Here is a 24,791-nt window from a genome sequence, read left to right on the forward strand (position 1 = left end):
GGAGAAAATGAAGGATCTGGAACAAAGTCCCGCAGGCTGGATAACCGACGAGCATCAGATGATCGCGGATATGACTGCGCAGTTCATCACCAATGAGTGGGCATCCGAATTCGAACGCTGGCGCAAACAGGGCGAGATGGATCGCAGCACCTGGGGACAGGCTGGTGAATTGGGACTCCTTTGCCCGTCAATTCCCGAAGAGTACGGCGGCGCAGGCGGTGACTTTGGCCACGAAGCGGCGATCCTGATCGAAGCGGCGCGCTGCAATCTGGCGGCCTGGGGGCATGGCATCCATTCCGGCATCGTTGCCCATTACATCCTCGCCTATGGCACCGACGATCAGAAATCCCGCTGGCTGCCCAAGATGGTAACTGGCGAGATGGTCGGCGCGCTTGCGATGACCGAACCCTCGACCGGATCAGACGTGCAGGCAATCAAGACCCGCGCCATCCGCGAGGGCAACGCCTACAAGCTAACAGGGTCCAAGACCTTCATCACCAACGGCCAGCATGCCAATTTGATTGTCGTTGCGGCCAAGACTGATCCAGCTTTGGGATCAAAAGGCGTTTCTCTTGTCGTCGTCAAAACAGACGGTGCCGCAGGTTTTGAACGAGGTCGCAACCTTGACAAGATTGGGATGCATGCTTCTGACACGTCCGAACTGTTCTTCGACAACGTCGAAATCCCACCTGAAAACATTCTTGGCGGCACCGAGGGTCAGGGATTCTATCAGATGATGCAGCAATTGCCCCAAGAGCGGCTGATCATCGCCTGTTCTGCTGTCGGTGCGATGGAGGGCGCGGTTGAGCGTACGATAGCGTATTGCAAAGAACGCGAAGCCTTTGGCGGGCCGATCATGCAGTTCCAGAACACCCGATTCAAACTGGCCGAGGCAAAAACCAAAACGATGGTCAGTCGGGCCTTTTTTGATGAATGCATGGCCGAGCACCTGCGCGGAGAGCTGAGCGTCGACAAGGCCGCGATGTGCAAATACTGGACAACTGACACGCAAGCTTGGGTCTTGGACGAGTGTCTGCAACTGCACGGTGGCTATGGGTTCACCCAAGACTATGACATCGGCGGGATGTGGACAGACGCGCGGGTCCAACGCATTTACGGCGGCACCAACGAAATCATGAAAGAGCTTATCGCGAGGGCGTTTTGACGCCTTCCGCTACAGCAAGATCCCTGAGCAAGAGAGCTTTCGTCAGATGCCTTTCTGGCCAGATGACGGGACCGGCAGCCCAAAATTCTAACACGTCTTCCATATCTGCAAAGAATCTAAGGCGAGGCTTAAACCCGCGCAACAAACTCCATGGAGGTTTCGGGGTGTGAACCCCCCGGCCCTGCCAATTCAATCACACCGACAAAAAGGGTCTACAACATGACGCTCCAACTGCACTGCTTCGGCGAAAGTGGAAATTCCTACAAGGCTGCTCTTGCCCTGGAACTGTCCGGTCTTGAGTGGGAACCGGTTTACGTCGACTTTTTCGGCGGCGCTGCGCGCAGCGATGCCTACCGCGCGCTGAACCCAATGGGCGAAGCCCCTCTGTTAATTGACGGAGACAAAAAGATCAGCCAGTCCGGCGTGATCCAGCAATACATCACAGATAAAACTGGCAAGTTCGGAGGAGAGGGCGAAGCCAAATACGAAGTCTTGCGTTGGGTTTTGTGGGACAATCACAAGCTGTCATCCATGTGCGGCGTCACTCGGTTCCTGATGAATTTCTTGCCCGAAGATAAACGGCCCCAAGAGGTCATCGCCTTCAATCAGGGGCGGTTAAAAGGGGCCTACACCGTACTTGATACACATCTTGCGAACCGTGACTGGATTGTGGGTGATGGCGTCACAAATGCCGATTTGAGTTGCTGTGGATATCTGTTTTACCCAGAACCGTTCGGGTTTTCGCGTGCCGATTGGCCCAATATTGATCGCTGGTTGACCAACCTGCAGGGGCTTGAAGGCTGGAAAGCACCTTACGACCTCATGCCCGGGTCCCCTTCGGATCGCGCCTGACTTAACGTTTACGTAAATCGCCGTAACGTCACTCTTGATTAGACCAACCGGTCTACTCCACCTATGATATGAATACGACGCCCATTCCGAAAGGACGAACATCATGACCGAAGCCTATATCTACGACGCGATCCGCACCCCGCGTGGGAAGGGGCGCAAAGATGGCAGCCTGCACGAAGTGACCTCGCTGCGCTTGTCCGCACAGACACTGAACGCGATCAAAGAACGTAACGGATTTGACGGGCACGCGGTCGAAGACGTGATCTGGGGCAACGTCACCCAAGTCATGGAACAGGGCGGATGCCTTGCACGTTCTGCCGTGCTTGCATCGGACCTCGACGAAAAGATCCCGGGCCTTGCGATCAACCGCTTTTGTGCCAGCGGCATGGAAGCCGTTAATCTCGCCGCTAACCAAGTGCGCGGCGGAGCGGGCGACGCATATATCGCGGGCGGCGTCGAGATGATGGGCCGTGTTGCTATGGGCTCGGACGGGGCAGCCATTGCCGCTGATCCCAGCATCGCGATGGACACGTATTTTGTCCCTCAGGGCATCAGTGCGGACATTATTGCCACCGAATACGGCTTTACCCGCGACGACGCCGACCAATTGGCCGTCGCCAGCCAGCAGCGCGCCAAGGCCGCATGGGCTGACAACCGCTTTGCCAAGTCAGTGATCGAAATCAAGGACGTCAATGGCCTGACCATCTTGGATCACGACGAATACATGCGTCCCCAAACCGACATGCAGTCGCTGGGCAGCTTGAACCCGGCATTTCAAGCGATGGGCGAAGTCATGCCCGGCTTTGATAAAGTCGCGTTGATGAAGTACCCGCACCTTGAGCGGATCAATCACATCCACCATGCGGGCAACTCGTCTGGCATCGTTGATGGAGCGGCGGCCATACTGATCGGCAACAAGGAATTTGGCGAGAAATGGGGCCTCAAACCCCGCGCCCGTATCCGGGCCACGGCCAAGATCGGAACTGACCCAACCATCATGCTTACTGGCCCGGTGCCCGTGACCGAAAAGATCCTCAAGGACAATGGCATGGACATCTCCGACATCGATCTGTTCGAGGTGAACGAAGCCTTTGCCAGCGTCGTTTTGCGGTTCATGCAGGCCTTTGACGTGGACCATGACAAAGTCAACGTAAACGGCGGTTCGATCGCGATGGGTCACCCGCTCGGTGCGACAGGCGCGATGATCATCGGCACTCTTCTGGACGAACTTGAGCGTGCAGACAAAGAAGTGGGTCTTGCGACCTTGTGCATAGCTTCCGGCATGGGAGCTGCTACGATAATCGAGCGCGTTTAATGGGCGAAGGATCGGGAAACCAGGTCCAACACGCCGAGGCGATGTTGTTGATGCAGGACGTGTTGGACATCCAGTCTCGCGCCCTGCTCGACGGCGATGTCTCCGCGATGCGGGCGACATTAAGCATGCCATACCGGCGTGTTACGTTCGACATCGACTTGATCGTTGAAAAAGACACCGACTTGCATATCGAGGTCGATGCCTTTGCCAACTCATTGCGCAATCTTGGTGTGAACCAACTGATCCGGCTTTCCACGGATGCGGAGTTTATCAACGATCATATGATCGAAGGGTACTATGTTACGCACGCGTTGCGAAACGCTACCCAGATGGTGCCAAGTTACCTCAACAGGATCGTGTTGCAGAACTTCGACGGAGTGTGGCGCGCGGTTGAAGTGGCCAGCGAATTTGAATCGCGCGGTTGGCCGATAAACCTCATGCATTTCGCTGCGGAAGGCTCCGTGCGCAAACCAAAGGAGTTGAACGATCAAAGACGCAACGTGAAAAACCCGCTGCCGGTTTATCAACAGTTTCTGGATCGTTTGACTGATGCCACCCGGGATCAGGATTTTGACGCCTACATGGCGCTGTGCGACTTGCCGTATACGTGTCATGGCAACGCATTGGACACTCTGATGGTCACCCCAGAGGATGTCCGTCCATTTTTTGATCTGACGGTCGATATGATCAGCGGGGACAAGGCCGACACGTTCGAGCGCATGGCTGAAACAGCCCAGTTTCTGGGCCCCAATATCATGTGCGGCTACCACAACAGTGTATTTTCCAAGGACGGCCAAGAGGCCATACCTGCGATCAAATCCCGCATGATCCTCAAACACATAGGCATGGGTTGGAAACTGAAACACGTCACCAACTCTATCGCCAACGAAACGTACCCATATGGCGCTCCAAAGCCGACAGATGCTTTGCCGACGCACCGTGAAATTCAGGAAAGGACCAAATCATGGCCGACTTCACTCTAGTCAAGGACGCGGAAGGCATCGCCACAATCTCGTGGGATGTGCCCGAAAAATCCATGAACGTTATGTCGTTCGAAGGTCTCGAACTGCTCAACGACATGATCGACGACGTACTGGCCGATGAGGCCGTCAAAGGTGTCGTGATCACGTCCGGCAAGGATACATTTGCCGGCGGTATGGATTTGAACCTGTTGGCCAAAATGAAGGAGGCCGCGGGCGACGATCCCGCAAAGGGCCTCTTTGATGGCACCATGAAAATGCACGGCCTGCTGCGCAAGATTGAGCGGGCGGGCATGGACCCCAAAACTAACAAAGGCGGCAAGCCGATCGCCGCAGCCCTACCCGGCACAGCTGCCGGCATTGGGCTGGAACTGCCACTGGCCACGCACCGCATTTTCCTTGCCAACAATCCCAAAGCCAAGGTTGGCCTGCCAGAGATCATGGTCGGCATCTTCCCCGGCGCGGGTGGCACAACCCGACTGGTGCGCAAACTGGGCGCGATGGGCGCCTCCCCCTTCCTGCTGGAAGGCAAGATGCTGAGCCCCGACAAGGCCAAGGGCACTCTGGTGGATGAAGTGGTCGATGACCCGATCGCCGCGGCACGCGCATGGGTGCTCAGCGCGACGGACGCTGACCTTCTCAAACCATGGGATGCAAAGGGGTACAAAATGCCCGGCGGTGCGCCTTACCATCCTGCGGGCTTCATGACTTTTGTGGGCGCTGCGGCTATGGTCAACGGCAAGACGCAAGGCGTTTATCCAGCCGCCAAAGCACTTCTTTCGGCGGTCTACGAAGGCTCACTTGTGCCCTTTGATACAGCCCTCAAGGTTGAGGCGCGCTGGTTCACCAACATTCTGCTCAACCCGTCTTCGGGTGCCATGATCCGCTCGCTTTTCCTAAATAAGGAAGCCTTAGAAAAAGGCGCTGTGCGGCCTGCGGGTGTACCTGATCAGCGGGTGAAAAAGCTGGGCGTACTGGGTGCGGGCCTGATGGGAGCTGGCATTGCGCTGGTATCCGCGCAAGCCGGGATCGAGGTTGTCTTGATCGACCGCGATCAGGAGGCCGCAGACAAAGGCAAAGCCTACGCACAGAAATACACCGAGGGTGGATTGAAGCGGGGCAAGACCACGCAAGAAAAGGCCGGCGCGCTGCTCGCACGCATCACCCCGACGCCAGATCTGCAAGCGCTCAAGGGCTGCGATCTGATCATCGAAGCGGTATTTGAAGATCCAAAGATCAAAGCGGAAATCACCCAAAAGGTAGAGGCGATCATTCCTGAAGACTGCATTTTTGCCTCAAACACCTCTACCCTGCCTATCTCTGAACTTGCCAAGGCGTCCAAAAATCAGGACCAGTTCATTGGCATCCACTTCTTCTCTCCCGTTGAAAAGATGCTGTTGGTCGAGATCATCAAAGGCAACGAAACAGGCGACCGGGCTGTCGCCAAGGCGCTCGACTATGTCCGCCAGATCCGCAAAACGCCGATTGTTGTGAACGACGCGCGGTTCTTCTACGCCAACCGCTGCATCATCCCATACGTCAACGAAGGGGCGCGAATGGTCACCGAAGGGATCGAACCTGCGCTGATCGAAAACGCGGCGAAGCTCGTGGGCATGCCGCTCGGGCCACTGCAACTCACCGACGAGACAGCCATCGACCTCGGGGCCAAGATTGCCCGTGCCACTATGGCAGCCATGGGCGATGCATATCCAAAATCGGGTGCTGACGATCTGATCTTTTGGCTTGAGGGCGAAGGGCGTCTTGGGCGCAAAGTCAATGCAGGTTTTTACGCCTATGACGACAAGGGCAAGCGCACCGGTCTCTGGAGCGGTTTGAACGACAAATACCCGCTGGCCGAAGATCAACCGGAGTTGGTTGAAGTGCAGCACCGCCTGCTCTTCTCTCAAGTGCTGGAAGCTGTGCGCGCGCTCGAAGAAGGCGTGTTGATGGACATCCGCGAAGGCGACGTTAGTGCAATCCTTGGCTGGGGCTTTGCCCCTTGGTCAGGTGGGCCGCTCTCGTGGCTTGATATCATCGGTGCGCCTTATGCGGCCGAACGCTGCGATCAGCTCGAAGCCAAATATGGCGAGCGGTTCAAATGCCCGGCCCTGTTGCGCGAGATGGCCGAGAAAGGTCAGAGCTTTTATGGTCGGTTTGGTCCGAAAGACGCCCAAGCCGCCTAACTAACTCAAGAACACTGAAAAGAAAGGCCACGCATACGCGTGGCCTTTCTCTTGTGTGGATGGCCTATCTCCAACGCCCAAACTGGTCAAACCATCACTGCCGAATGCCTGGAACAACCCGAGGGCACGAGCAATTGTTCCAAAGGCACGAGGCATTCTTCCTTGGAGGGCATCAGCGCGCTGGCTTCGGCGCGTTGACATATTCAACTGTGGTCAGGCGGCTACTCGAGCGCGATCTTCGACCATCATGCACTCGACCAGAAACTCTGCCTCATCCACCGGAATGACATCGTACAGGTCGCGCTGTTTGCCGAAATCCGAAAGGCAGATTTCCGCAGGCGGGCAATAAATCAAGGCGCCGCCATTTGCATAAATGACCTGAGCCTTATCAAAGACCAGTGTGATCACTTCGATCTGTCTACGGGCCGGGGTGCGGCTTATGCCGCGATACCCAACCAGAGACCGAGCAAGCACAACAGCGAACGGGTCGCCATGCGCGTCACAGGCAGCGTCGCTCTCAATCAACACTCCCTGATCCGGCAGAAGTTCGATATCTTTCGAGTTGCCCAGAGCACGGGCTGGCACAAAAACCGAGTCGTAAACCGAAGGCGTTATCATGCCCGCGACGCAAAACGTCTCACGACGCACTTCACGGACCGGGCATAACCCACAGTCAAAGGTCATTATCATGTCGCCTACCGCAATGGCTTCGACTGGTCGCCACCCCGTGGCAGTCGCTACATAGCATCCACTCAGCAGCCCGGCGGTATTCAAGGCAACACCATCACTCGCGCCAGAAGTTTCTGGCATGTAGCGTGGCGCATTTTTCTTCGTCCATCCAAACATCTCATCCATCCCCATGGTGACGGCGCCTTTGGAACGCCGGTTGCGTTTGATGGAGTCAGTTGGAATGATTCTCGGGGCGAAGTCTTGCCACGAATAAGGCGGAACTTGGGCACTGTCGCCACATTGCCGTACAATCCCCGTCAAGTGCCAAAGACTAGCTGCATATTTAGGACAATTTGGAAGAAAATTCTCTTTAGACGGGATTATTCGAAGGCGTACCTGAATCTCTCAATGTCTTCTGCACAGGCCTCCTCCACTGCTTTTTGAGCAGCCGGGGTGTAGTAATCTCGATAATCAGGGCCACGCGTTGATGCGTTTGATTGAGGCAGGGTCAGTTCAAATCCCAGATGATCCCACAGCGGTGCCACGTCCGCCTCGAACGCCTCCAGCCGGATGTAGAGGTTACACCGTTCCTGCCCTGTCGCATCGGTCATGTAATATCGCGCCGGGGCCGCCCGCATGGAAGCGCACGTCTCGGGCGCACACGCAAAGTCCACAAATTCCGCCCTCGCCGCCAAAGCAACAGCCGGATGATCAAAGGACTGTTCCCGCAGCCAATGGTAATAGCTGACCATCCGGTCCCAAGGGTTGCGGACAAGCGTAAACGCAAAGAGCCCAACAAAAGTTGGTACCAGTCCGTCGATATCGGCCAGTGTACTGTGTTTCCAAAGCCTCCCGCGCGTCTCGATGTCCTTGACCCGATTGCGCCGCTTTGATGCTTTGGGCGTATCGCCCAGCATGATGTCATCCTTCATCGCCCGCCCTTCGAGGGCCAAAGCCATGGACGTGCCACCCGTTTTGGGAGCATGGATAAAGACGTATCGGCGGCCCGGACTCAGGATCATGATCGCACCCTAGTGATGCACGCGCGCGCGTCCAATGTTTTGCAACGCATCCTCTCTTTTCTTCCCCGACTTACATCGCCATAGTTTGCCGACATCGTATTGCGGTTATGGGGAGAGACGTGATGGGTTGGATGGCAGATGAAACGGGTTTGGACAAGACACCGGCGAACCATGTGGCGTTGACGCCCCTTTCGCATCTGCGCCGCGCAGCCCACGTATTTGCCCACCGCACGGCGGTAGTCTACGGCACACATCGCGTCACCTACGCCCAATACTACGAACGCTGCACGCGACTTGCCTCTGCATTGGCCGCGCGTGGCGTGAAATCCGGAGACGTCGTTGCGACTCTGATCCCCAACCTACCCGCACAGGCCGAGGCCCATTTCGGCGTGCCCGCCTGTGGTGCGGTTCTGAACACCATCAACATGCGGCTGGATGTGGATACCGTATCCTACATTTTCACCCATGGCAGCGCCAAGGTCGCGCTGGTCGATACACAATTTGTCCCGCTGGCAGAGGCCGCAATTGCCGATATGGGCGGGTCTGGCCCCGAGATTATTGAAGTGCCAGATGAGGCTGCGGGCTTTCCCGCAACTGGACAGCACCCGGTTTATGAAGAGGTGCTTGCAGCCGCTGATCCAACATTTGAATGGATCATGCCTGAGGATGAATGGGAAAGCCTCGCGCTTAGTTACACGTCCGGCACCACCGGTCGCCCCAAGGGTGTCGTGCATCACCACCGCGGAGCGTATCTGATGACGATGGGCACTGTGGTGAGCTGGCAGTTGACGCTGCGCCCCGTATATCTGGCGATCGTACCACTGTTTCACTGTAATGGGTGGAACCATACGTGGATGATGCCCATGCTCGGCGGCACGATCGTATGCTGTCGTGACATCACCGCCGCGAATATCTTTAACGCCATCGCAGACGAAGGGGTCACTCACTTCGGCGGTGCGCCTATCGTGCTCAACATGCTGGTCAACGCCGACGCAAGTGATCGCCGTCCGTTTGATCACGTGGTCGAGGTCTTTACTGCAGGCGCGCCCCCTGCCCCGGCAACACTGGGCAAGATCGAAACCATGGGGTTCAACGTCACCCAAGTTTATGGACTGACGGAAACCTATGGTCACGTCACAGAATGCGTGTGGCGGGGCGAAGACTGGGATGAACTCCCTCAGGACGACAAAGCGGCCATTAAAGCCCGTCAGGGTGTCGCCTTTCCAATGATGGAAGACATCACGGTCATGGACACGGACATGGCGCAGGTGCCGATGGACGGGGCGGCTCAGGGCGAGATCATGATCCGAGGGAATTCGGTGATGAAGGGGTACTATAAGAACCCGCAAGCGACGTCTGAGTCCTTTGAAGGCGGCTACTTCCATTCCGGTGACATCGCGATCCAGCACCCGGACGGGTACATCCAGATCGCAGACCGCGCCAAGGACATCATTATTTCGGGCGGTGAAAACATCAGCTCGGTCGAGGTCGAAGGCGTGCTGATGGCGCATCCGGATGTGAACCTTGCCGCGGTGGTGGCCAAACCGGATGAGAAATGGGGTGAGGTCCCGTGCGCCTTCATAGAACTAAAACCGGGCACAGCCCCGAGCGAGGCCGACCTAATCGCGTTCAGTCGTGAGAAACTGGCCGGGTTCAAAGCCCCCAAGAAGGTCGTGTTTCAGGAATTGCCTAAGACATCCACGGGCAAGATCCAGAAGTTCGAGCTGCGAAAACTGGCGGCGGCCGTTTAGGCCGCACCATACCCCGCACGCCGCCCGAACACCGCGCCTGATGTCAGGCCCGACCCGCCGGGGTAGCCTGCAAAAAACACGCCGCCCACCATCTCACCACAAGCGAACAGCCCTGAGATTGGGGCGCCATCTGTTCCGATTACGCGGCCTTGGTCGTCCACTTTCACGCCGCCATAGGTAAAGGTTATGCCGCCTGTGACAGGGTATGCACGGAAGGGCCCTTTGTCCAACGTTTGCGCCCAGTTCGATTTGGCAAGCGGCAGACCACTCGTGCCTTTGCCATCTAGGGCGGTTGGATCAAACGGTGTCTCTGTATCCACAGCCGCATTGTAAGCCGACAGGGTCGCCATGGCGCCTGCCGTGTCCACGCCTTCCATCTTGGCCACCAACGCCTCCAGCGTATCGGCCTCGACAAAGTGGGCGTCATGGAAACTGTACTCGCCATACAGCAGGTCAAACACCTTGGAATCAAAGACCTGCCAGGCAAACTGTCCGGGCTGCCCCAGAATGGCGGCGCCATATTGTGCGTAAGTGTAGTTGCGGAAGTTTATGCCTTCATCGACAAAACGTTCCCCGTTGGCGTTCAGCATCACGCCAAGGAAGTAGCAGATCTTGCGATAGTTCTTGCGCTCGCCCGGGGGCAGATCAAGGTTTCCGAAATCCGCCATATGCAGATCCATCGGCGTCGCGTGCCCGCCCTTGTAAAGGCCATTTGCCTCTGCCCCCGCGGCCTCAGCCATGCGCAACCCGTCGCCGGTGTTATGCGGCGTCCCGCGCACCTTGGCCGCTTTCCAGTTGGGACCCATGTGGGCGACACGCATCTCTTCGTTCGCCTCAAACCCACCAGACGCCAGAATGACCGCGTCCGCATGCAGTTCCTCATCACCCACACGCACGCCGACAACACGTGCCCCGTCCATGATCAACCCGGTCACAGCGCTGTTGTAGCGTACAGTTCCGCCCATCCGCTCGACTGCCGCCAGTTCCATGTCAAATAGTCCGACGCCTTCGTTCTCAGCCGCCAGTGTCAGCCCACCCCAGAACACATGCCGTCCGTCTTTCTCAAAGCTTTGGCGGCTGTAGATCGGTTCGAATTTGACGTCATGCGACGCCAGCCATCCCATTGTCTCAAGCGACGTGTTGACTAGCGTTTGTTGTTCTTCCGACAGAGGACGACCGTCGTTGAAGCCCAGTAGGTCGCCACCGAATTTGTCGGTGGTGTAGCTGCCAAAGTCGGTGGCGCTCAGCCGTGCATCGTTCGGGTCGCGCAGTAACTGCAGTAGGTCGTCCGCCCCATCATAGGCAAAGCGCATGGCCCCCGCAGTGTACTTGGTGTTGCCGCCGGCCAGCGCTTCGTCCGCCTTTTCCAGCAAGGTCACGCGCGCGCCCTTCTCCAGCGCCGCGATGGCAGCACACAAGGCGGCGTTTCCAGTTCCCACAACGATCACGGATTTTGACATTTCTTTTCCTCTGGTTCATTTTTGTATCCCAGCGGATACAATTTATTTGTGATTAGAATGAGTCATTGGAAATGGCAAGCCCCGATCCGACATCGGGCGCGCAAACAACAAGGTGGATAAAATGACCAACGACCTCACCAGCCTCGCCAAAAACGGAGTGTTGCGGGTGGCCATCAACACCGGCAATCGTGCGTTGGTGCAGGAGGATAGCGCTCAGTTATGCGGCATAAGCCCGGCCCTCGCCCAGCGCCTTGCAGATGAAATAGGGTCGCGTCTGGAGCATGTGATCTATGAGGGCGCGGGCAAAGTCTTTGCGGGTGCTGAACGCGACGTTTGGGACGTGGGGTTTCTGGCCATCGACTCAACGCGCGCCGAAAAGATCGCATTCACCCGACCCTATATCGTGATCGAGGCGACCTATGCAGTTCGCGCAGAGGCGGCGTTTCAACAAATCGGCGACGTTGACCGTACGGGCGTGCAAGTGCTCACCGCCAAAGGGTCAGCCTATGACATGTACCTGACCGACACCCTACAGCAGGCCACGCTGGAACGGTTCGGAACGCCGCCCGACAGTTTTGCAGCATTCCGTGACGGGCGTTGTGATGCCGTTGCCTGGGTACGACAGTCGCTCGAAGGTTTTTTTGAAGGTGACATGAACGCGCGACTGCTACCGGGCGCTTTGACGTCCGTGCGTCAAGCCATGGTGCTTCCCCACCACGATGATCCACGGCTTGCGGCATTGGATGCGTTCGTTGAGCGGGCCATCGACAGCGGTTTTGTAAAGGCGAACAGCTAGCCGCCCCAAAGGGATGCCGGTACGAATACTTCTCCAGCAGCCAGCTTGCGCGCGGTGCGGACAAGGCCTGCCGACTTGATCTCGAAACCGACATCAGTCTGATCATAGTCCACCAACACTTCAATCTGCCCGCTTGCATGTTCCAGCGTGATCGTCACAGGCGTTTCATTGGGCTTGGCTGCAAGCCCATCCGCCACTGTGCCGGGGGTCAGCACACAAGAGGCAAGGCACTGCGCGCCTGTCACTGCCATAGTCGGATGCGTGCGCCATGGCATGAAATATCGGGTCGCGATGGTGCCCCCGTCTTTTGCAGGGGCCAGCAGTCCAAACTTGGGCGTGACCGATTTGGTCACGTCCCCCATCCCCATCAGCGCACCCGCCTTGATGCGCACAGCCTCCATCCGCGCAAAGAAGTCAGTGTTTTCGTCCAGTTCAGCGGCAGACTCATACCCCGTCAGTCCAAAGTCGGATGCCCGCGCGATGACCATCGGCATGGCCACGTCCATGCACGTGACGTTGATCCCGTCGATATCATCCACGAGGTTTCCCGTGGGCAGAAAAGCCACCGTCACACCACCGACAGTTTCCATAAATTGCAATGCGACCGGCGCAGCAGTTCCGGGCACGCCATCGATTTGTGCGTCCCCCTCATAGCTCACCACGCCACCCGGCGTCTGGACCACGGCAGCCACGCGGGCCTCTGTATTGACAGCGCGGATGTTGACGGGTGTTTCGCCATCCTGTGCTGCGACAAGGCCCATTTCAATTGCAGCAGGGCCGACACCAGACAGGATGTTCCCACAGGTCGGTTTGAAATCAACCTGGGCGTCGTCCACGCTGACTTGGGCAAAAAAGTAATCGACATCCGCCCAGTCATCCTCAGAGCGCGACAGCATGGCGACCTTGGTCGTAACAGCAACACCGCCCCCGATTCCGTCAATGTTGATGGGGTGGCCCGATCCCACAATGGCGACCAGCACATTGGCCAAGGTCTCAAGATCTTTAGGCAGATCAGCGCGGTTCATATATGGCCCACGCGACGTGCCGCCGCGCATGAACACAAATGGGATTGCCGTTTGCGTCATGTCAGTGGCCAGGGCAGATCAACGTATTCCTGCAGCAAACCGGGCGGGAAGTCGCGGTTCAACAGCCACGCCATTGTGCACATGAACACGATACCGGCTGCCGTGTATCCGGCCGCCATTGGTGCACTCAGACGCGCACGCAACAACATGAAGCTGAAGAGGAATACCGCCAGCGCAAGAATAAAACCCAGCAAGGACGTCAGCACCAACAGCGCCGCAAACCACCCCAACGTTGGCCAGAGGCCATGGGTGGCTTCGGCGTCATCCCCCTCGCGTTCGCGGTCTGCAAACATGACGTCCGTTTCTGGTTTGAGCATCATTCGGATGATCAGCGCCACGCACCCAACGAGGCTTACACCAGCCACAAACATCGGGAACGTGCGGTCGCGGCTGAATGACGGGATCGAAGCGGCATCGTAGAACGCATAGGCGATGTAACCTGTGACCAGCAGCATGAAGACGAAAGGGGCACGCTTTGAGCCGGATTTCACGTCGCCTTCGGCCATGATGTGTTTGGCCTGACGCAACCCGATGACGACCGACAGCACTGTGATGATCAGCAGAACAATGACGATCGGCGTAAACATGTACTCGATCCCTTCGCCAAAGCTCTTACGGAAACGCGAGCTTGCGATCTGCACGGCTTGGTTGGCATAGGTCTCTGCCGGGTTGGACAGTACGAACCCGATCAGGAAGGCCGGGCGCGACCAGTCAAAACGGCGCATCAGGATACCAAGGAACCCGATGGCGAACAGTGCGACGAGGTCCATCAGGTTTTGTCCCGACTGGAAGGCGGCAAAACTGATGATCATAAAAAGGAACGGCGCAAGCAAAACGAAGCGGATGGTTGTCAGCTTTGCAATGCCGCCCGAGGCCGCGATGCAAATCACAGTGCCCACCACGTTGGCCAAGGCGAGCAGCCACACGATAGCATAGGTGATATCGAGGTTATTTTTGAGCATGGCCGGGCCGACTTCGATCTGACCAGAGCCCAAGAGCGCGATGGCTCCGATAAAGATCGCCATTGAACCAGAACCGGGGATGCCGAACAGCAGCGTGGGCACCAGTCCCCCACCCTCTTTAGCGTTGTTCGAGCTTTCCGGCCCGATCACGCCACGCACTTCGCCTTTGCCGAAGTTAGATTTGTCCGGCGTGGTTTGCACCGCATGCCCATAGGCAATCCAATCCACCACGGACCCGCCCAACCCAGGGATCACACCCACGACCACCCCGATGATAGAACAGCGCATCGACAGCCAGATATTGGCAAACCAGTCCCGCACGCCGACGATCCAGCCACCGCCCAGTTGCGGTTGTTCCGAAATGGCCCGGTCTTTGCGCAGCAGCGAAATGATCTCAGGGATAGCAAAGATGCCAAGGCCGACGATGACCAGTTTCAAACCGTCCGTGAGGTAGGGAAAGTCATAGGACGACATGCGCAGATCGCCTGACGACGCACCCTCACCAATCGTGCCGATCAACATGCCAAGCCCTGCGGCCACGATGCCCTTGATCGCGACACGGCCCGCAAGGATACCCACCATGGACAGGCCAAAAATGGTGATCATCAATAGTTCAGGCGTGCGGAACTCCAGCACGATGGGCCGAGCGATCAGAATAAAGATCGTGAGGAAACTGGCCCCCACCAGCCCGCCGAAAAGGGACGAGGCAAAAGCAGCTGAAAGTGCACGCGCCGCCATCCCTTTCTTGGCCATCGGAAAGCCGTCCAAAACAGTGGCCTGCGATGCAGAAGACCCCGGTATCCCCATCAAAACTGATGCGAAGGTGTCGGATGTCGGAACGACGGCCACCATCCCAATCATCAGGGCCAGGCCCAGAACAGGGTCCATTCCGAACATGAACGGCAGCAAAAGAGACAGTCCAGCGATGCCGCCGAGGCCCGGGAACACCCCGATGCACAGCCCCATCACAACACCAAGAACCAGATATCCCAGTACAATCGGCTGTAGGATCAAACCCCATGCGTCGCCGAACGCTGGCAAGGCCTCCATGATGACTTCCATGACGCCGCCCTCCTCTTTACTTGGAAAAACACCCCGCCGTTTCCAGCGGGGTGTTCAAAAAGCAAAGGCTTAGTTCAGCGACACGCCGTACTTTTCCTGAAGCCAGTTCACGATGAACTCTTTTGCTTCGGGCGACACTTGAGTGGCACTGGCCTTGGCGGTTGCCGCGGCATCGCCAGTCATTTGAGGGTACTTGCCCAGACGCTTGCCAGAGATTTCAGCGAAATCTGCGCGTGCTTTGACGTCTTCAAAGGCTTTTGTGTACGTCACAATCGCGTCTGCGCTGGCGCCATTTGGCAGGAACACCATCTTTTGCGCTGGGAAACCGGCAATGAAAAAGGCTTTCCATGCATCCCACTTTTCGCCGGATGTTTCGCATGCTGGGGTCGCATCGCAAACTTCCTTGAACGTCGGGATATCCGGGAATGTCGGGTCACGCACGATATCACCGGCATCATCCAACGCGCCCCAAGTCATCATTGGCACAGCTGTGCCCGCCTCGACCAGCGGAGTGACACCGGACAGGTAAGACGAGGACGTCTGATAATCGATGTTGGCTTCGCCGCGTTCAAACATCAGACGGCCATCGCCGCGACCTTTGATGCCCATAACAGACTCAACGTTCAGGCCCAGCATTTCCCATGCCAGCGTTGGCACGAGGTCCAGACGCGTAGCGCCCTGGTTGCCGTAGATGAAGTCTTCGCCCTGAAGGCCGGAAGCATCCATGCCGTCCATTTTCTCTGCCAGCTCTGGCGGCAGATATGCAACGCCACCTGTGCCGGAGGCCAGAACAACGTTCCAGTCGGCGTAGTCAAATTTGACCCGTGGATCGCCAAGCAGGAAAGGGAACTGCGTAGAGCCGGACGAGCCGAAGATCAGAGTTCCGTCTTCATATTTCTGTTCCTGGAAGAAGTTCGCCCCTTTGGTCGAACCCGCACCGGGCATGAATTTCACGACAACTGTGGGCTGGCCCGGCAGCGCTTCGGACAGCAAAGGCGCGTAGAAGTTCGCCCATTTTGCCGATCCGCCAGTTTCGGAGAATGGAATGATCCATTCAACGGTTTTGCCTTCCAGATCAATGCCATGACCGCCTGCATATGCGGATGTGGCGAATGTTGCAGCGGCCGTGGCCATAAGGCTCATGGCCACGCGACGCGTGGTTTTGAAAGTGGACATATGTTCCTCCCGGTTATGTAAAACCCCTTCTCCCAAAGGGGCTTTGAATAGAATCGTACAGGGGTGCCCACCCCTGTTGATGTCCCTGTCTTGACCTGCGAACCTTGCGTTAGGCTTGCAGAGGCAAAAATACACAGAATGCGCATAACTCTGGTCGAAGATAACATCAGCCTCGCCAAGGGCATCAGCTATCGCCTCGAGGATGCCGGGCACGCCGTGAACACGCTGCATGATGGCAGTGCGGCGCAATCCTATCTGAAAGACGATGGCGCCGATCTGGTCATTCTCGACATCAACCTACCTGGCACAGACGGGCTGACCTTGCTGTCAGACATGCGCAAGCGTGGGGATGCGCGGCCCGTCATCCTGTTGACCGCGCGCGCCAATACCGACGACCGGGTGCGCGGTTTGGATGCGGGTGCGGACGACTACCTGATCAAACCCTTCGAAATGGCAGAGCTGGAGGCGCGCGTGCGCGCCCTGCTGCGCCGCCGCGCCGTGCCCCAGCAACAGATGCGCAGCATCGGGGCACTGGACTATGATGCCAGCGCGCGCCAGTTGTTTTCGGACGGCGTTGAATTGGACATCCCCCGGCGGGAGTTGTCAGTTTTCGAGTGCCTGCTGCTGGCCGAAGGGCGCACCGTGTCCAAGTCCCTTGTTCTGGATCATGTTTATGGCGTGGGTGCGGATGCTGAAGAAACGGTGGTCGAGGTCTATGCCTCCCGGTTGCGCGGTCGCCTGAAGCCCTATGGCATCATAATCCGCACCCGGCGTGGGCTTGGATACCAAATGCTGGTTGAGAACGAGGCATGAAACTCAATTCCCTGCGCGCCCGCCTGATCCTGATCATCTTGACGCCGCTGTTGGTGATCGCGCTGGTGACTGCTGCCTGGCAGTTTCGCAACACAACCCTGCGCGCCGCCAACATCTTTGACCGCGGCTTGCTGTCTGCCGCCCTTGCCATTTCGCGCGACGTCGCCGTGTCAGATGGTGACGCACTCAGCCCAGCAACACGCGCATTGGTTAACGACACGTCAGGGGGTGAACTGTTCTATCACGTCTACGCCCCGGACGGCGTGTTTGTGACCGGCTATTCAACGCCACCAATCCTGCCGCCTGAAGCATCCGAAACCCTGACCGAACCCTATTTTTATGACGCACGTTATCAGGGCGAAGATGTCCGTGTCTTACGGTTCCAAGATGTTACCGTGGTCAGCGGAATTGCTGGCGTGTTCAATATCACCGTCTGGCAAAGTGCTCAGGTGCGCAGCAATTTTGTGCGCGACGTGCTTAGCCGATCCTTTGGTGTCATCGCCCTGCTGGTTCTCTGCGTCGCTGTGGTCGTCTGGTTCGGGGTGGGTCTGGGCCTGCGCCCACTCGTTGACCTCGAAAGCGCAATCGCCAAACGCACACCGACTGAACTGGAACCAATTCAGCGGCCCGTCCCGGTCGAAGCCCAGGGCCTTGTCCGAACACTCAACAGCCTGCTCGATCGGATATCGCGCAGGATCAGCTCAAAGGACGAGTTCATCTCGAACGCGGCGCATCAGTTGCGCAATCCGGTGGCCGGAGTGTTAGCATTGGCCGAAGCAGTGCAAAACGCGCCCAACCCCAACGCAGCGCAGGAACGCAGCGCTGAATTGGTGCAGGCAGCCCGCGAAGCGAGCGCGCTCACAAACAAGCTGTTGTCCTTTGAGCGGGCAAGCGGGACCGACATGCGCCAATCCGGTGAACCACTCGATTTTGGCGCCCTTATCCGACAGGTGGGGACCACTTATACAACTGCCACCAGTGATCGGGCGGCCACATTGGTTTATGAACTGCCCGATGATCAGGTGTTCGTGCGAGGCGAAGCGGTGATGTTGCACGAGGCCATTCTAAATTTGCTGACAAACGCTACGACACACGGCGGGCCAGACATGACGACCGTCACTCTGTCACTACGGGCCACAGAAGGCATGGCGGTTCTTGATGTGATCGACGACGGCGTCGGTATCCCAGCGGACAAACGCATCGCTGCCATCAGCCGCTTTGCACAGGCAGGCGGCGGGGCAGGCTCAGGTCTGGGCCTGCCCATTGCGCTCAGGGTCGCGGAAAACCATGGCGGGCAGTTGAGAATTCTGGATCACAGCGGGGGTGCTGCGATCCAGATGGCGCTGCCTCTGTCTCAGCGCACATCCTCGCCTGGTAACGTAAGAGCAGTTAAGCGCCCGTAGCTAGTCCGATAGTTTGCAACGCTTCCCTGATCTCGTCCAGAATGACCGGATCATCAATGGTCGCGGGCATCTTGAATTTCTCATTGTCGGCGATCTTGACCACGGTTGCGCGTAGGATTTTGCCCGAACGGGTCTTGGGCAAACGGTCGACAACCAACGCCAACTTAAATGCAGCCACTGGCCCAATCTGTTCGCGCACCCGCTTCACACATTCTGCCTGGATCTCGTCATGAGGCCGGTTCACGCCCTTGGTCAGACAGACAAGGCCAAGCGGTGCCTGCCCTTTGAGCGGGTCAGACACTCCGACAACTGCGCATTCAGCCACGTCCGGATGCCCTGCAAGGACTTCTTCCATGGCACCCGTGCTCAGGCGGTGCCCGGCTACGTTGATGACATCATCGGTGCGCGCCATAATGTAGAGGTACCCGTCTTCATCCATCATCCCGGCATCCCCAGTCTCATAGTAGCCAGGAAAGGCGTTCAGGTAGGACGACTTGAACCGCGCCTCGGCGTTCCAAAGCGTCGGCAGGGTGCCAGGAGGCAGCGGCAATTTAATGGCGATCGCGCCGAGCGTGCCGGCTTTGACAGGATGGCCGGCCTCATCAAGAATTTGAACGTCGTAGCCCGGCATTGCGACCGTGGGGGATCCGATCTTGACCGGCAAGGCCTCAAGCCCGGCAGGGTTTCCAGCGATGGTATAACCCGTTTCGGTTTGCCACCAGTGATCGTACACTGGCACGCCCAACAGGTTTTGCGCCCACTCAATCGTATCCGGATCGGCCCTCTCGCCAGCCAGATACAAGGCACGCAGGCCAGAGATGTCATATTTCTTGAGCTCGAGGCCTTTGGGGTCTTCGCGTTTGACCGCGCGTATTGCCGTCGGTGCCGTAAAGAAGGATTTGACGTCATGTTCAGCGATCACGCGCCAAAAGGTCCCCGCATCGGGTGTCCCGATGGGTTTGCCCTCGAACACAATCGTCGTGTTGCCGTGAATCAGCGGCGCATAGCAGATGTAGGAGTGTCCAACGACCCAACCGACATCAGAAGCCGCCCAGAACACTTCGCCCAGATCGACCTGATAGATGTTCTTCATGGTCCAGTTCAGTGCGACCAGATGACCAGCGGTGGGACGGACAACGCCTTTGGGCGCGCCCGTGGTGCCAGAGGTGTACAGGATGTAAGCCGGATGATTGCCGGGAACCGGAACACAAGGGGCCGGCGCGACGCCTGCCTGAAAATCATGCCAATCGACGTCCAGCGGCCCAAGATCACAGCGGCTTTGTTCCCTTTGCAAGATCACGCAAACGTCCGGAGTGTGCTCGGCCAGTTCAATGGCGCCGTCCAACAAGGGCTTATAGGCGACCACACGGCCCGGCTCGATCCCGCATGAGGCGGCAATGATCGCCTTGGGGGCGCAATCGTCGATGCGCACCGCCAATTCGTTGGCGGCAAAACCGCCAAAGACAACGGAATGCACGGCGCCCAGACGGGCGCAGGCCAGCATTGCCACAAGGGCTTCTGGCACCATCGGCATGTAGATGATGACACGATCCCCAAGCCCGATACCTTTGGCAGCCAGGGCACCGGCCAAAGACGCGACCTGCCTTTGTAATTCGTCATACGTCGTTTTGGAGGCTGATCCAGTGATTGGGCTGTCGTAGATGATCGCGACCTGTTCACCGCGCCCAGCCTCAACATGTCGGTCAACGGCATTCCAGCAGGTGTTGACCTCTGCATCAGCAAACCATTCGTAAAGGTGGTCACCGCGATCAAACAGCGCTTGGGTTGGCGGAGTTACCCAATCAATGGCTTGCGCAGCGTTCATCCACCACGCCTCCGGGTCCGCTTTCCAGCTGTCATACTCCGCGCGATAGCCCATAGTCTTCCTCCCCGACGTTACTAAGGTCGAGGATTACGCGCCCCTAGGGGGGAGGGGCAAGGGGTGTGAGCGCCAACAGTCCTGCAAAATTTACACTACGGATCGAACGGGCGATCGCGGGTTTCACGGATGGCGGCATTGCAATCTAGATCATCCGTCGCCGAACAACTCACGTTTCGGGTTCCGACAGATATGTACCGACGCGAATAGTTGCGATTGCCGGATACGAACTGGCGTTCAACCGATCGGTAGATTTGGCCATTGTACACAAATGTGCCTTCTATTTCGCCGACCGTTTCGGCGCATGCAGACAGCCCAAGTGCGACGGTGATAATTGGAATAAACCGGTTCATTGGTCATTCTCCGTGAAGGATTCAAGAATCGTCTTTGGTGGTTCAAAGCAGGGCTACAACCATAGATATAGCGTTACAAAATTTGTTTATACCCGTGCCCGGCGACAATTCAGAAAAACATGACAAGAGGGCGGTATCGTCCCACCCTCCCGCCAGAGCGTGTTATCCGTACTGCGCCACCGGTGTGCCAGCCACCGCCGACATGTTCAACAATCCGCGTGCCGTGATCGATGGGCTGACGATATGTGCCCGGTTTCCCATGCCCATCAGGATCGGACCAACCTCAAGCCCGCCCCCCTTCATCTTGAGGATATTTCGTACACCAGATGCCGCATCTGCATGGGCAAAAACCAGAACGTTGGCCGCCCCTTCCATCCGATTGGCCGGGAACTGGCGCGCTCGCAATTGCGGATCAAGGGCTGTGTCGACGTTCATTTCGCCCTCATAGCAGAAGTCATGACCTTGCGCATCGAGCAGACGGACGGCCTCGCGCATGCGCCAACCTGAGCCATCCCCTTGATTGCCAAACTGGGATTGCGAACAGAACGCAATCCGCGGTTCGATCCCAAAACGCCGGACATGGCGGGCAGCGCCAACAGCGATTTCCACGATCTTGTCGGGTTCCGGGTGCAGGTGAACCTGTGTGTCGGCGACAAACAGCGGACCGTCTTCAAGGATCATCATTGACAGCGCACCAACGGGGTGGTGCCCTTCGCGCCCGAGCACCTGCGTGACATAGTTAAGGTGCCAGCGGAATTCGCCAAACGTGCCGCAAATGAGCGAGTCGGCCTCGTCCCTGTGAACCATCACAGCCCCGATTGCAGTTGTGTTCGTGCGCATAACCGCGCGCGCGATGTCTGGTGAGACACCACGGCGGCACATCAATTCGTGATAGGTTTCCCAATAGTCGCGATAGCGGGGATCGTTTTCCGGGTTCACCAGTTCGAAATTCTTGCCCAGTTCGAGGTTCAGACCAGCCCGTTCAATCCGGGCCTCAATCACCTCGGGCCGTCCGATGAGGATGGGCGTTTCGGTGGTCTCTTCGATCATGGCCTGCGCCGCGCGCAGCACCCGTTCATCCTCGCCCTCGGCAAACACGATGCGCCGCGTCTTGGCACGTGCCGCCTCAAAAACTGGGCGCATCAGAAGTGCGGATTTGAAAACAGATCCATCCAATTTCACCTTGTAGGCCTCAAGATCTTCTATCGGCCGGTTGGCAACGCCTGTTTCCATAGCCGCGCGCGCCACTGCAGAGCTGACAACGCCAACAAGGCGGGGATCGAACGGTTTGGGAATCAGATAGTCCGCACCAAAAGTCAGTTGTTCACCCTGATAGGCGGCGGCTGCCTCGGCACTGGTGGTCGCGCGGGCAAGGGCCGCAATTCCATCAATGCAAGCCAGTTCCATTTCGTCATTGATCGTCGTTGCCCCGACATCCAGCGCTCCACGAAAGATGAAGGGAAAGCAAAGCACGTTGTTGACCTGATTGGGAAAATCGCTGCGACCCGTGGCAATGATCGCATCCGGGGCAATCTCCCGGCAGAGATCAGGCAGGATTTCCGGTGTAGGATTGGCAAGCGCAAATATGATGGGACGTTTTGCCATTTTGGCCACATGTTCCGGCTTCAACACGCCGGGGCCAGACAGGCCTAAAAACAAATCGGCATCATCAATCACGTCGTCCAGAGTGCGTTTGTCAGATGCTTGTGCAAAGGCCGCCTTGGCCGGGTTCATATCCACCTCGCGCCCTTCGTAGACCAAACCGTGGATGTCACACAGCCAGACGTTTTCGCGTTTGACGCCCATTTTCAGCAGCATGTTCAGGCAGGCAATTCCAGCAGCCCCGCCGCCGGTCGAAACGATCTTGATGTCTTCGAATGCTTTGCCGGCGACGTGCAGGGCATTTTTGGCAGCTGCCCCGACCACGATGGCGGTTCCGTGTTGATCGTCATGGAACACAGGGATGTTCATGCGCTCTCGACACAGCTTTTCAACGATGAAACAGTCGGGCGCCTTGATGTCTTCAAGGTTGATCGCTCCGAATGTGGGCTCCAGCGCGCAGACGATATCGGCGAGTTTCTCAGGGTCAGTTTCGCTCACTTCGATGTCGAAACAGTCGATCGACGCGAATTTTTTGAACAGGACTGCTTTGCCCTCCATCACCGGTTTGGAAGCAAGCGCGCCAATATTTCCCAGACCGAGGACGGCGGAGCCGTTGCTGACCACACCCACCAGATTTCCGCGCGCCGTAAAGCGGGACGCATTTGCCGGGTCATCCTTAATCTCCAGACAGGCCTCGGCAACACCGGGAGAGTAGGCCCGCGCCAGATCGCGCCCATTTGCCATCGGCTTGGTTGCGCGGATTTCCAGTTTTCCTGGCTTGGGAAATTCGTGATAGTCGAGCGCGGCCTGCCGCAAACTTGGTTGATCTGACATCTGTTCCCCCCGGGAGTTCCCAATTTGGTTTAGCGTTAAACTATTTTTTTCAACCCAACAATTCACCTTTGCTTGCGGGGCAAAGAAACTGATCCCGATGCGGGCTGCGCCCACGACATTTTTTAGGTGCTTTGCCCCCAGCGCGGATTGCATCCACACTGTTCCCAGAGTTAGCTTTGCCAGAAGAAGGGGGCATTTATGGGCGGAACACAAGCCGAAGTCTGTCTGGCCACATCCAACCTGCGGGAAGACATTGCGTTTTTCACCAAGAGGTTGGGCATGCGGATGGATACGATTTTTCCTGCAGATGATCCCTCCGTGGCCGTTTTTTCTGGCCTTGGAGTGCGCCTGCGTCTGGAGGCTGGAACAGATGCGCCAACCGGCACGTTGCGCATTGCGACAGATGATCCGGACAGTTTTGATGAACGCTCATTCCAATCACCAGGCGGCACCCGCGTTGATATCTGTGAATTGAACCCACCTCTGGAAATGCCGGAAACGGCCCACAGTTTCGTTGTCCGTCGTCTTGCCGACCAAGCCCCTTGGGTCATTGGACGGGCCGGTATGCACTACCGCGATCTTATTCCTGACCGGCTTGGCGGATCGATTATCGCCAGCCATATTCGCATTCCCGATGGCGGCCCAGTCCCAGACGTCGTTCACTATCATACGGTCGGGTTTCAACTGATCTTTTGTTATAAGGGCTGGGTTGATCTGGTCTACGAAGATCAGGGCGAACCTTTCCGCCTTGAGGAAGGGTGTTGTGTTATCCAGCCCCCAGAAATCCGCCACCGCGTGCTCTTTGCCAGCGACAATATCGAGGTGATCGAGATTGGGGTCCCAGCGGAGCATATCACCACCTTAGATCATGATATGACCCTGCCAAATGGGCCTGCCAACCCGGATCGGCGTTTTCAGGGCCAGCGGTTTGTCCATCACCGGGTCGATGAGGCAACGTGGTCACCCTTTCGCCTCGCAGGTTTTGAGGGGCGTGACACGGGGATTTCGGATGGCACGCAAGCAGTTGCGGGTGTGCAGGTTGCCCGACGGGCCGACGGACCGACGGCTTGGAGCACTCATGACAGTGACATATTGTTCACTTTTGTGATGGAGGGCAGCATGCGACTTGAGGCCGACCAGCGCGACCCGGTCGACCTTGCCCCCGGCGATGCATTCGTGATCCCGCCGGGACTGGCTGTGCACTATGCTGATCCATCCAGCGATCTCGAATTGTTGGAGGTTTCGCTGCCGGGCATTTTTAAGACCGAAGACGCACAACCTGCATAAGAGTTTCCCGAACAGCACGAACGGCTGTGCAGGGTCAGGTTGGCGAAGGCAATCGGAAACACCGCGACCTTCGCCACAAATCCTGCATCGACCCGATTTTGGTCGCCGTCACCGGCCGCCAAGGGTTGATTTTCCGACAATC

Annotated in this window: 19 protein-coding genes; 10 read left to right on the forward strand and 9 right to left on the reverse strand. The window is 57.5% G+C overall.

Going from position 1 to position 24,791, the window contains the following annotated elements; genetic code table 11:
- Positions 1 to 7: 7 nt before the first annotated feature.
- The 5 genes from ABJD00_RS15445 to ABJD00_RS15465 all read left to right on the forward strand — a co-directional run bounded on the left by ABJD00_RS15445 (position 8) and on the right by ABJD00_RS15465 (position 6,495).
- Positions 8 to 1,165 (forward strand): acyl-CoA dehydrogenase family protein, encoded by a 1,158-nt coding sequence (locus ABJD00_RS15445; RefSeq protein WP_413832370.1) that lies wholly within the window; start codon positions 8 to 10, stop codon positions 1,163 to 1,165.
- 219 nt (positions 1,166 to 1,384) lie between these two features.
- Positions 1,385 to 2,017, forward strand: coding sequence for a glutathione S-transferase family protein (locus ABJD00_RS15450; RefSeq protein ID WP_413832372.1), 633 nt, complete (start codon positions 1,385 to 1,387; stop codon positions 2,015 to 2,017).
- 103 nt (positions 2,018 to 2,120) lie between these two features.
- Entirely contained in the window at positions 2,121 to 3,332 is a 1,212-nt protein-coding gene (locus ABJD00_RS15455) for an acetyl-CoA C-acetyltransferase (protein WP_413832374.1), read from the forward strand.
- Entirely contained in the window at positions 3,332 to 4,315 is a 984-nt protein-coding gene (locus ABJD00_RS15460) for a hypothetical protein (RefSeq protein WP_413832376.1), read from the forward strand. Before ABJD00_RS15455 ends, ABJD00_RS15460 begins: the two co-directional genes overlap by 1 nt.
- Positions 4,297 to 6,495, forward strand: a complete 2,199-nt coding sequence (locus tag ABJD00_RS15465; RefSeq protein ID WP_413832378.1) for a 3-hydroxyacyl-CoA dehydrogenase NAD-binding domain-containing protein — start codon at positions 4,297 to 4,299, stop codon at positions 6,493 to 6,495. Before ABJD00_RS15460 ends, ABJD00_RS15465 begins: the two co-directional genes overlap by 19 nt.
- 213 nt (positions 6,496 to 6,708) lie before the next feature.
- On the opposite strand, the gene ABJD00_RS15470 is transcribed toward ABJD00_RS15465, so the two are convergent.
- Complete coding sequence (locus ABJD00_RS15470; RefSeq protein WP_413849049.1) at positions 6,709 to 7,356, reverse strand: Hint domain-containing protein; 648 nt, start codon at positions 7,354 to 7,356, stop codon at positions 6,709 to 6,711.
- A gap of 188 nt (positions 7,357 to 7,544) precedes the next feature.
- Positions 7,545 to 8,186, reverse strand: coding sequence for a Type II secretory pathway, pullulanase PulA (locus ABJD00_RS15475; protein ID WP_413832382.1), 642 nt, complete (start codon positions 8,184 to 8,186; stop codon positions 7,545 to 7,547).
- Positions 8,187 to 8,308: 122 nt separating this feature from the next.
- Between ABJD00_RS15475 and ABJD00_RS15480 the strand changes: the two genes are divergently transcribed.
- The gene (locus ABJD00_RS15480) at positions 8,309 to 9,937 is read left to right on the forward strand and encodes an AMP-binding protein (RefSeq protein WP_413832384.1); all 1,629 of its coding nucleotides are present in this window, start codon (positions 8,309 to 8,311) and stop codon (positions 9,935 to 9,937) included.
- Here the strand turns inward: ABJD00_RS15480 and tcuA are convergent.
- Entirely contained in the window at positions 9,934 to 11,397 is a 1,464-nt protein-coding gene (gene tcuA / locus ABJD00_RS15485; protein ID WP_413832386.1) for an FAD-dependent tricarballylate dehydrogenase TcuA, read from the reverse strand. The two genes, ABJD00_RS15480 and tcuA, sit on opposite strands and share 4 nt — an antisense overlap.
- Positions 11,398 to 11,518: 121 nt before the next feature.
- Here tcuA and ABJD00_RS15490 point away from each other — a divergent pair, with 121 nt between their 5' ends.
- The gene (locus tag ABJD00_RS15490; protein ID WP_413832388.1) at positions 11,519 to 12,193 is read left to right on the forward strand and encodes a transporter substrate-binding domain-containing protein; all 675 of its coding nucleotides are present in this window, start codon (positions 11,519 to 11,521) and stop codon (positions 12,191 to 12,193) included.
- On the opposite strand, the gene ABJD00_RS15495 is transcribed toward ABJD00_RS15490, so the two are convergent.
- The 3 genes from ABJD00_RS15495 to ABJD00_RS15505 all read right to left on the reverse strand — a co-directional run bounded on the left by ABJD00_RS15495 (position 12,190) and on the right by ABJD00_RS15505 (position 16,478).
- Positions 12,190 to 13,278, reverse strand: a complete 1,089-nt coding sequence (locus ABJD00_RS15495; RefSeq protein ID WP_413832390.1) for a 4-oxalomesaconate tautomerase — start codon at positions 13,276 to 13,278, stop codon at positions 12,190 to 12,192. The two genes, ABJD00_RS15490 and ABJD00_RS15495, sit on opposite strands and share 4 nt — an antisense overlap.
- Entirely contained in the window at positions 13,275 to 15,302 is a 2,028-nt protein-coding gene (locus ABJD00_RS15500; protein ID WP_413832392.1) for a tripartite tricarboxylate transporter permease, read from the reverse strand. The genes ABJD00_RS15495 and ABJD00_RS15500 overlap by 4 nt, the downstream gene beginning before the upstream one ends.
- A 69-nt stretch (positions 15,303 to 15,371) precedes the next feature.
- Positions 15,372 to 16,478: a tricarboxylate transporter gene (locus tag ABJD00_RS15505; RefSeq protein ID WP_413832394.1), complete on the reverse strand. Its 1,107-nt coding sequence runs from the start codon at positions 16,476 to 16,478 to the stop codon at positions 15,372 to 15,374.
- 138 nt (positions 16,479 to 16,616) lie between these two features.
- Between ABJD00_RS15505 and ABJD00_RS15510 the strand changes: the two genes are divergently transcribed.
- Together ABJD00_RS15510 and ABJD00_RS15515 are read left to right on the forward strand one after the other, a co-directional pair.
- Positions 16,617 to 17,291 (forward strand): response regulator transcription factor, encoded by a 675-nt coding sequence (locus ABJD00_RS15510; protein WP_413832396.1) that lies wholly within the window; start codon positions 16,617 to 16,619, stop codon positions 17,289 to 17,291.
- On the forward strand, positions 17,288 to 18,694 hold the full coding sequence (locus tag ABJD00_RS15515; protein WP_413832398.1) for a sensor histidine kinase: 1,407 nt from the start codon (positions 17,288 to 17,290) through the stop codon (positions 18,692 to 18,694). Before ABJD00_RS15510 ends, ABJD00_RS15515 begins: the two co-directional genes overlap by 4 nt.
- On the opposite strand, the gene ABJD00_RS15520 is transcribed toward ABJD00_RS15515, so the two are convergent.
- The 3 genes from ABJD00_RS15520 to ABJD00_RS15530 form a co-directional block, all read right to left on the reverse strand.
- A complete protein-coding gene (locus tag ABJD00_RS15520; protein ID WP_413832400.1) occupies positions 18,681 to 20,573 on the reverse strand; it encodes an AMP-binding protein in 1,893 nt (630 codons plus the stop codon). The genes ABJD00_RS15515 and ABJD00_RS15520 overlap by 14 nt on opposite strands.
- A gap of 95 nt (positions 20,574 to 20,668) precedes the next feature.
- A complete protein-coding gene (locus ABJD00_RS15525; RefSeq protein WP_413832402.1) occupies positions 20,669 to 20,926 on the reverse strand; it encodes a hypothetical protein in 258 nt (85 codons plus the stop codon).
- A 162-nt stretch (positions 20,927 to 21,088) separates the two neighbouring features.
- A complete protein-coding gene (locus tag ABJD00_RS15530) occupies positions 21,089 to 23,362 on the reverse strand; it encodes an NADP-dependent malic enzyme (RefSeq protein ID WP_413832404.1) in 2,274 nt (757 codons plus the stop codon).
- Between the two features lie 198 nt (positions 23,363 to 23,560).
- On the opposite strand from ABJD00_RS15530, the gene ABJD00_RS15535 reads away from it, so the two are divergent.
- A complete protein-coding gene (locus tag ABJD00_RS15535; RefSeq protein WP_413832406.1) occupies positions 23,561 to 24,649 on the forward strand; it encodes a cupin domain-containing protein in 1,089 nt (362 codons plus the stop codon).
- Positions 24,650 to 24,791 lie beyond the last annotated feature (142 nt).

Origin of the sequence: Tateyamaria sp., from assembly GCF_039945315.1 — a bacterium.
GTDB lineage: Bacteria > Pseudomonadota > Alphaproteobacteria > Rhodobacterales > Rhodobacteraceae > Tateyamaria.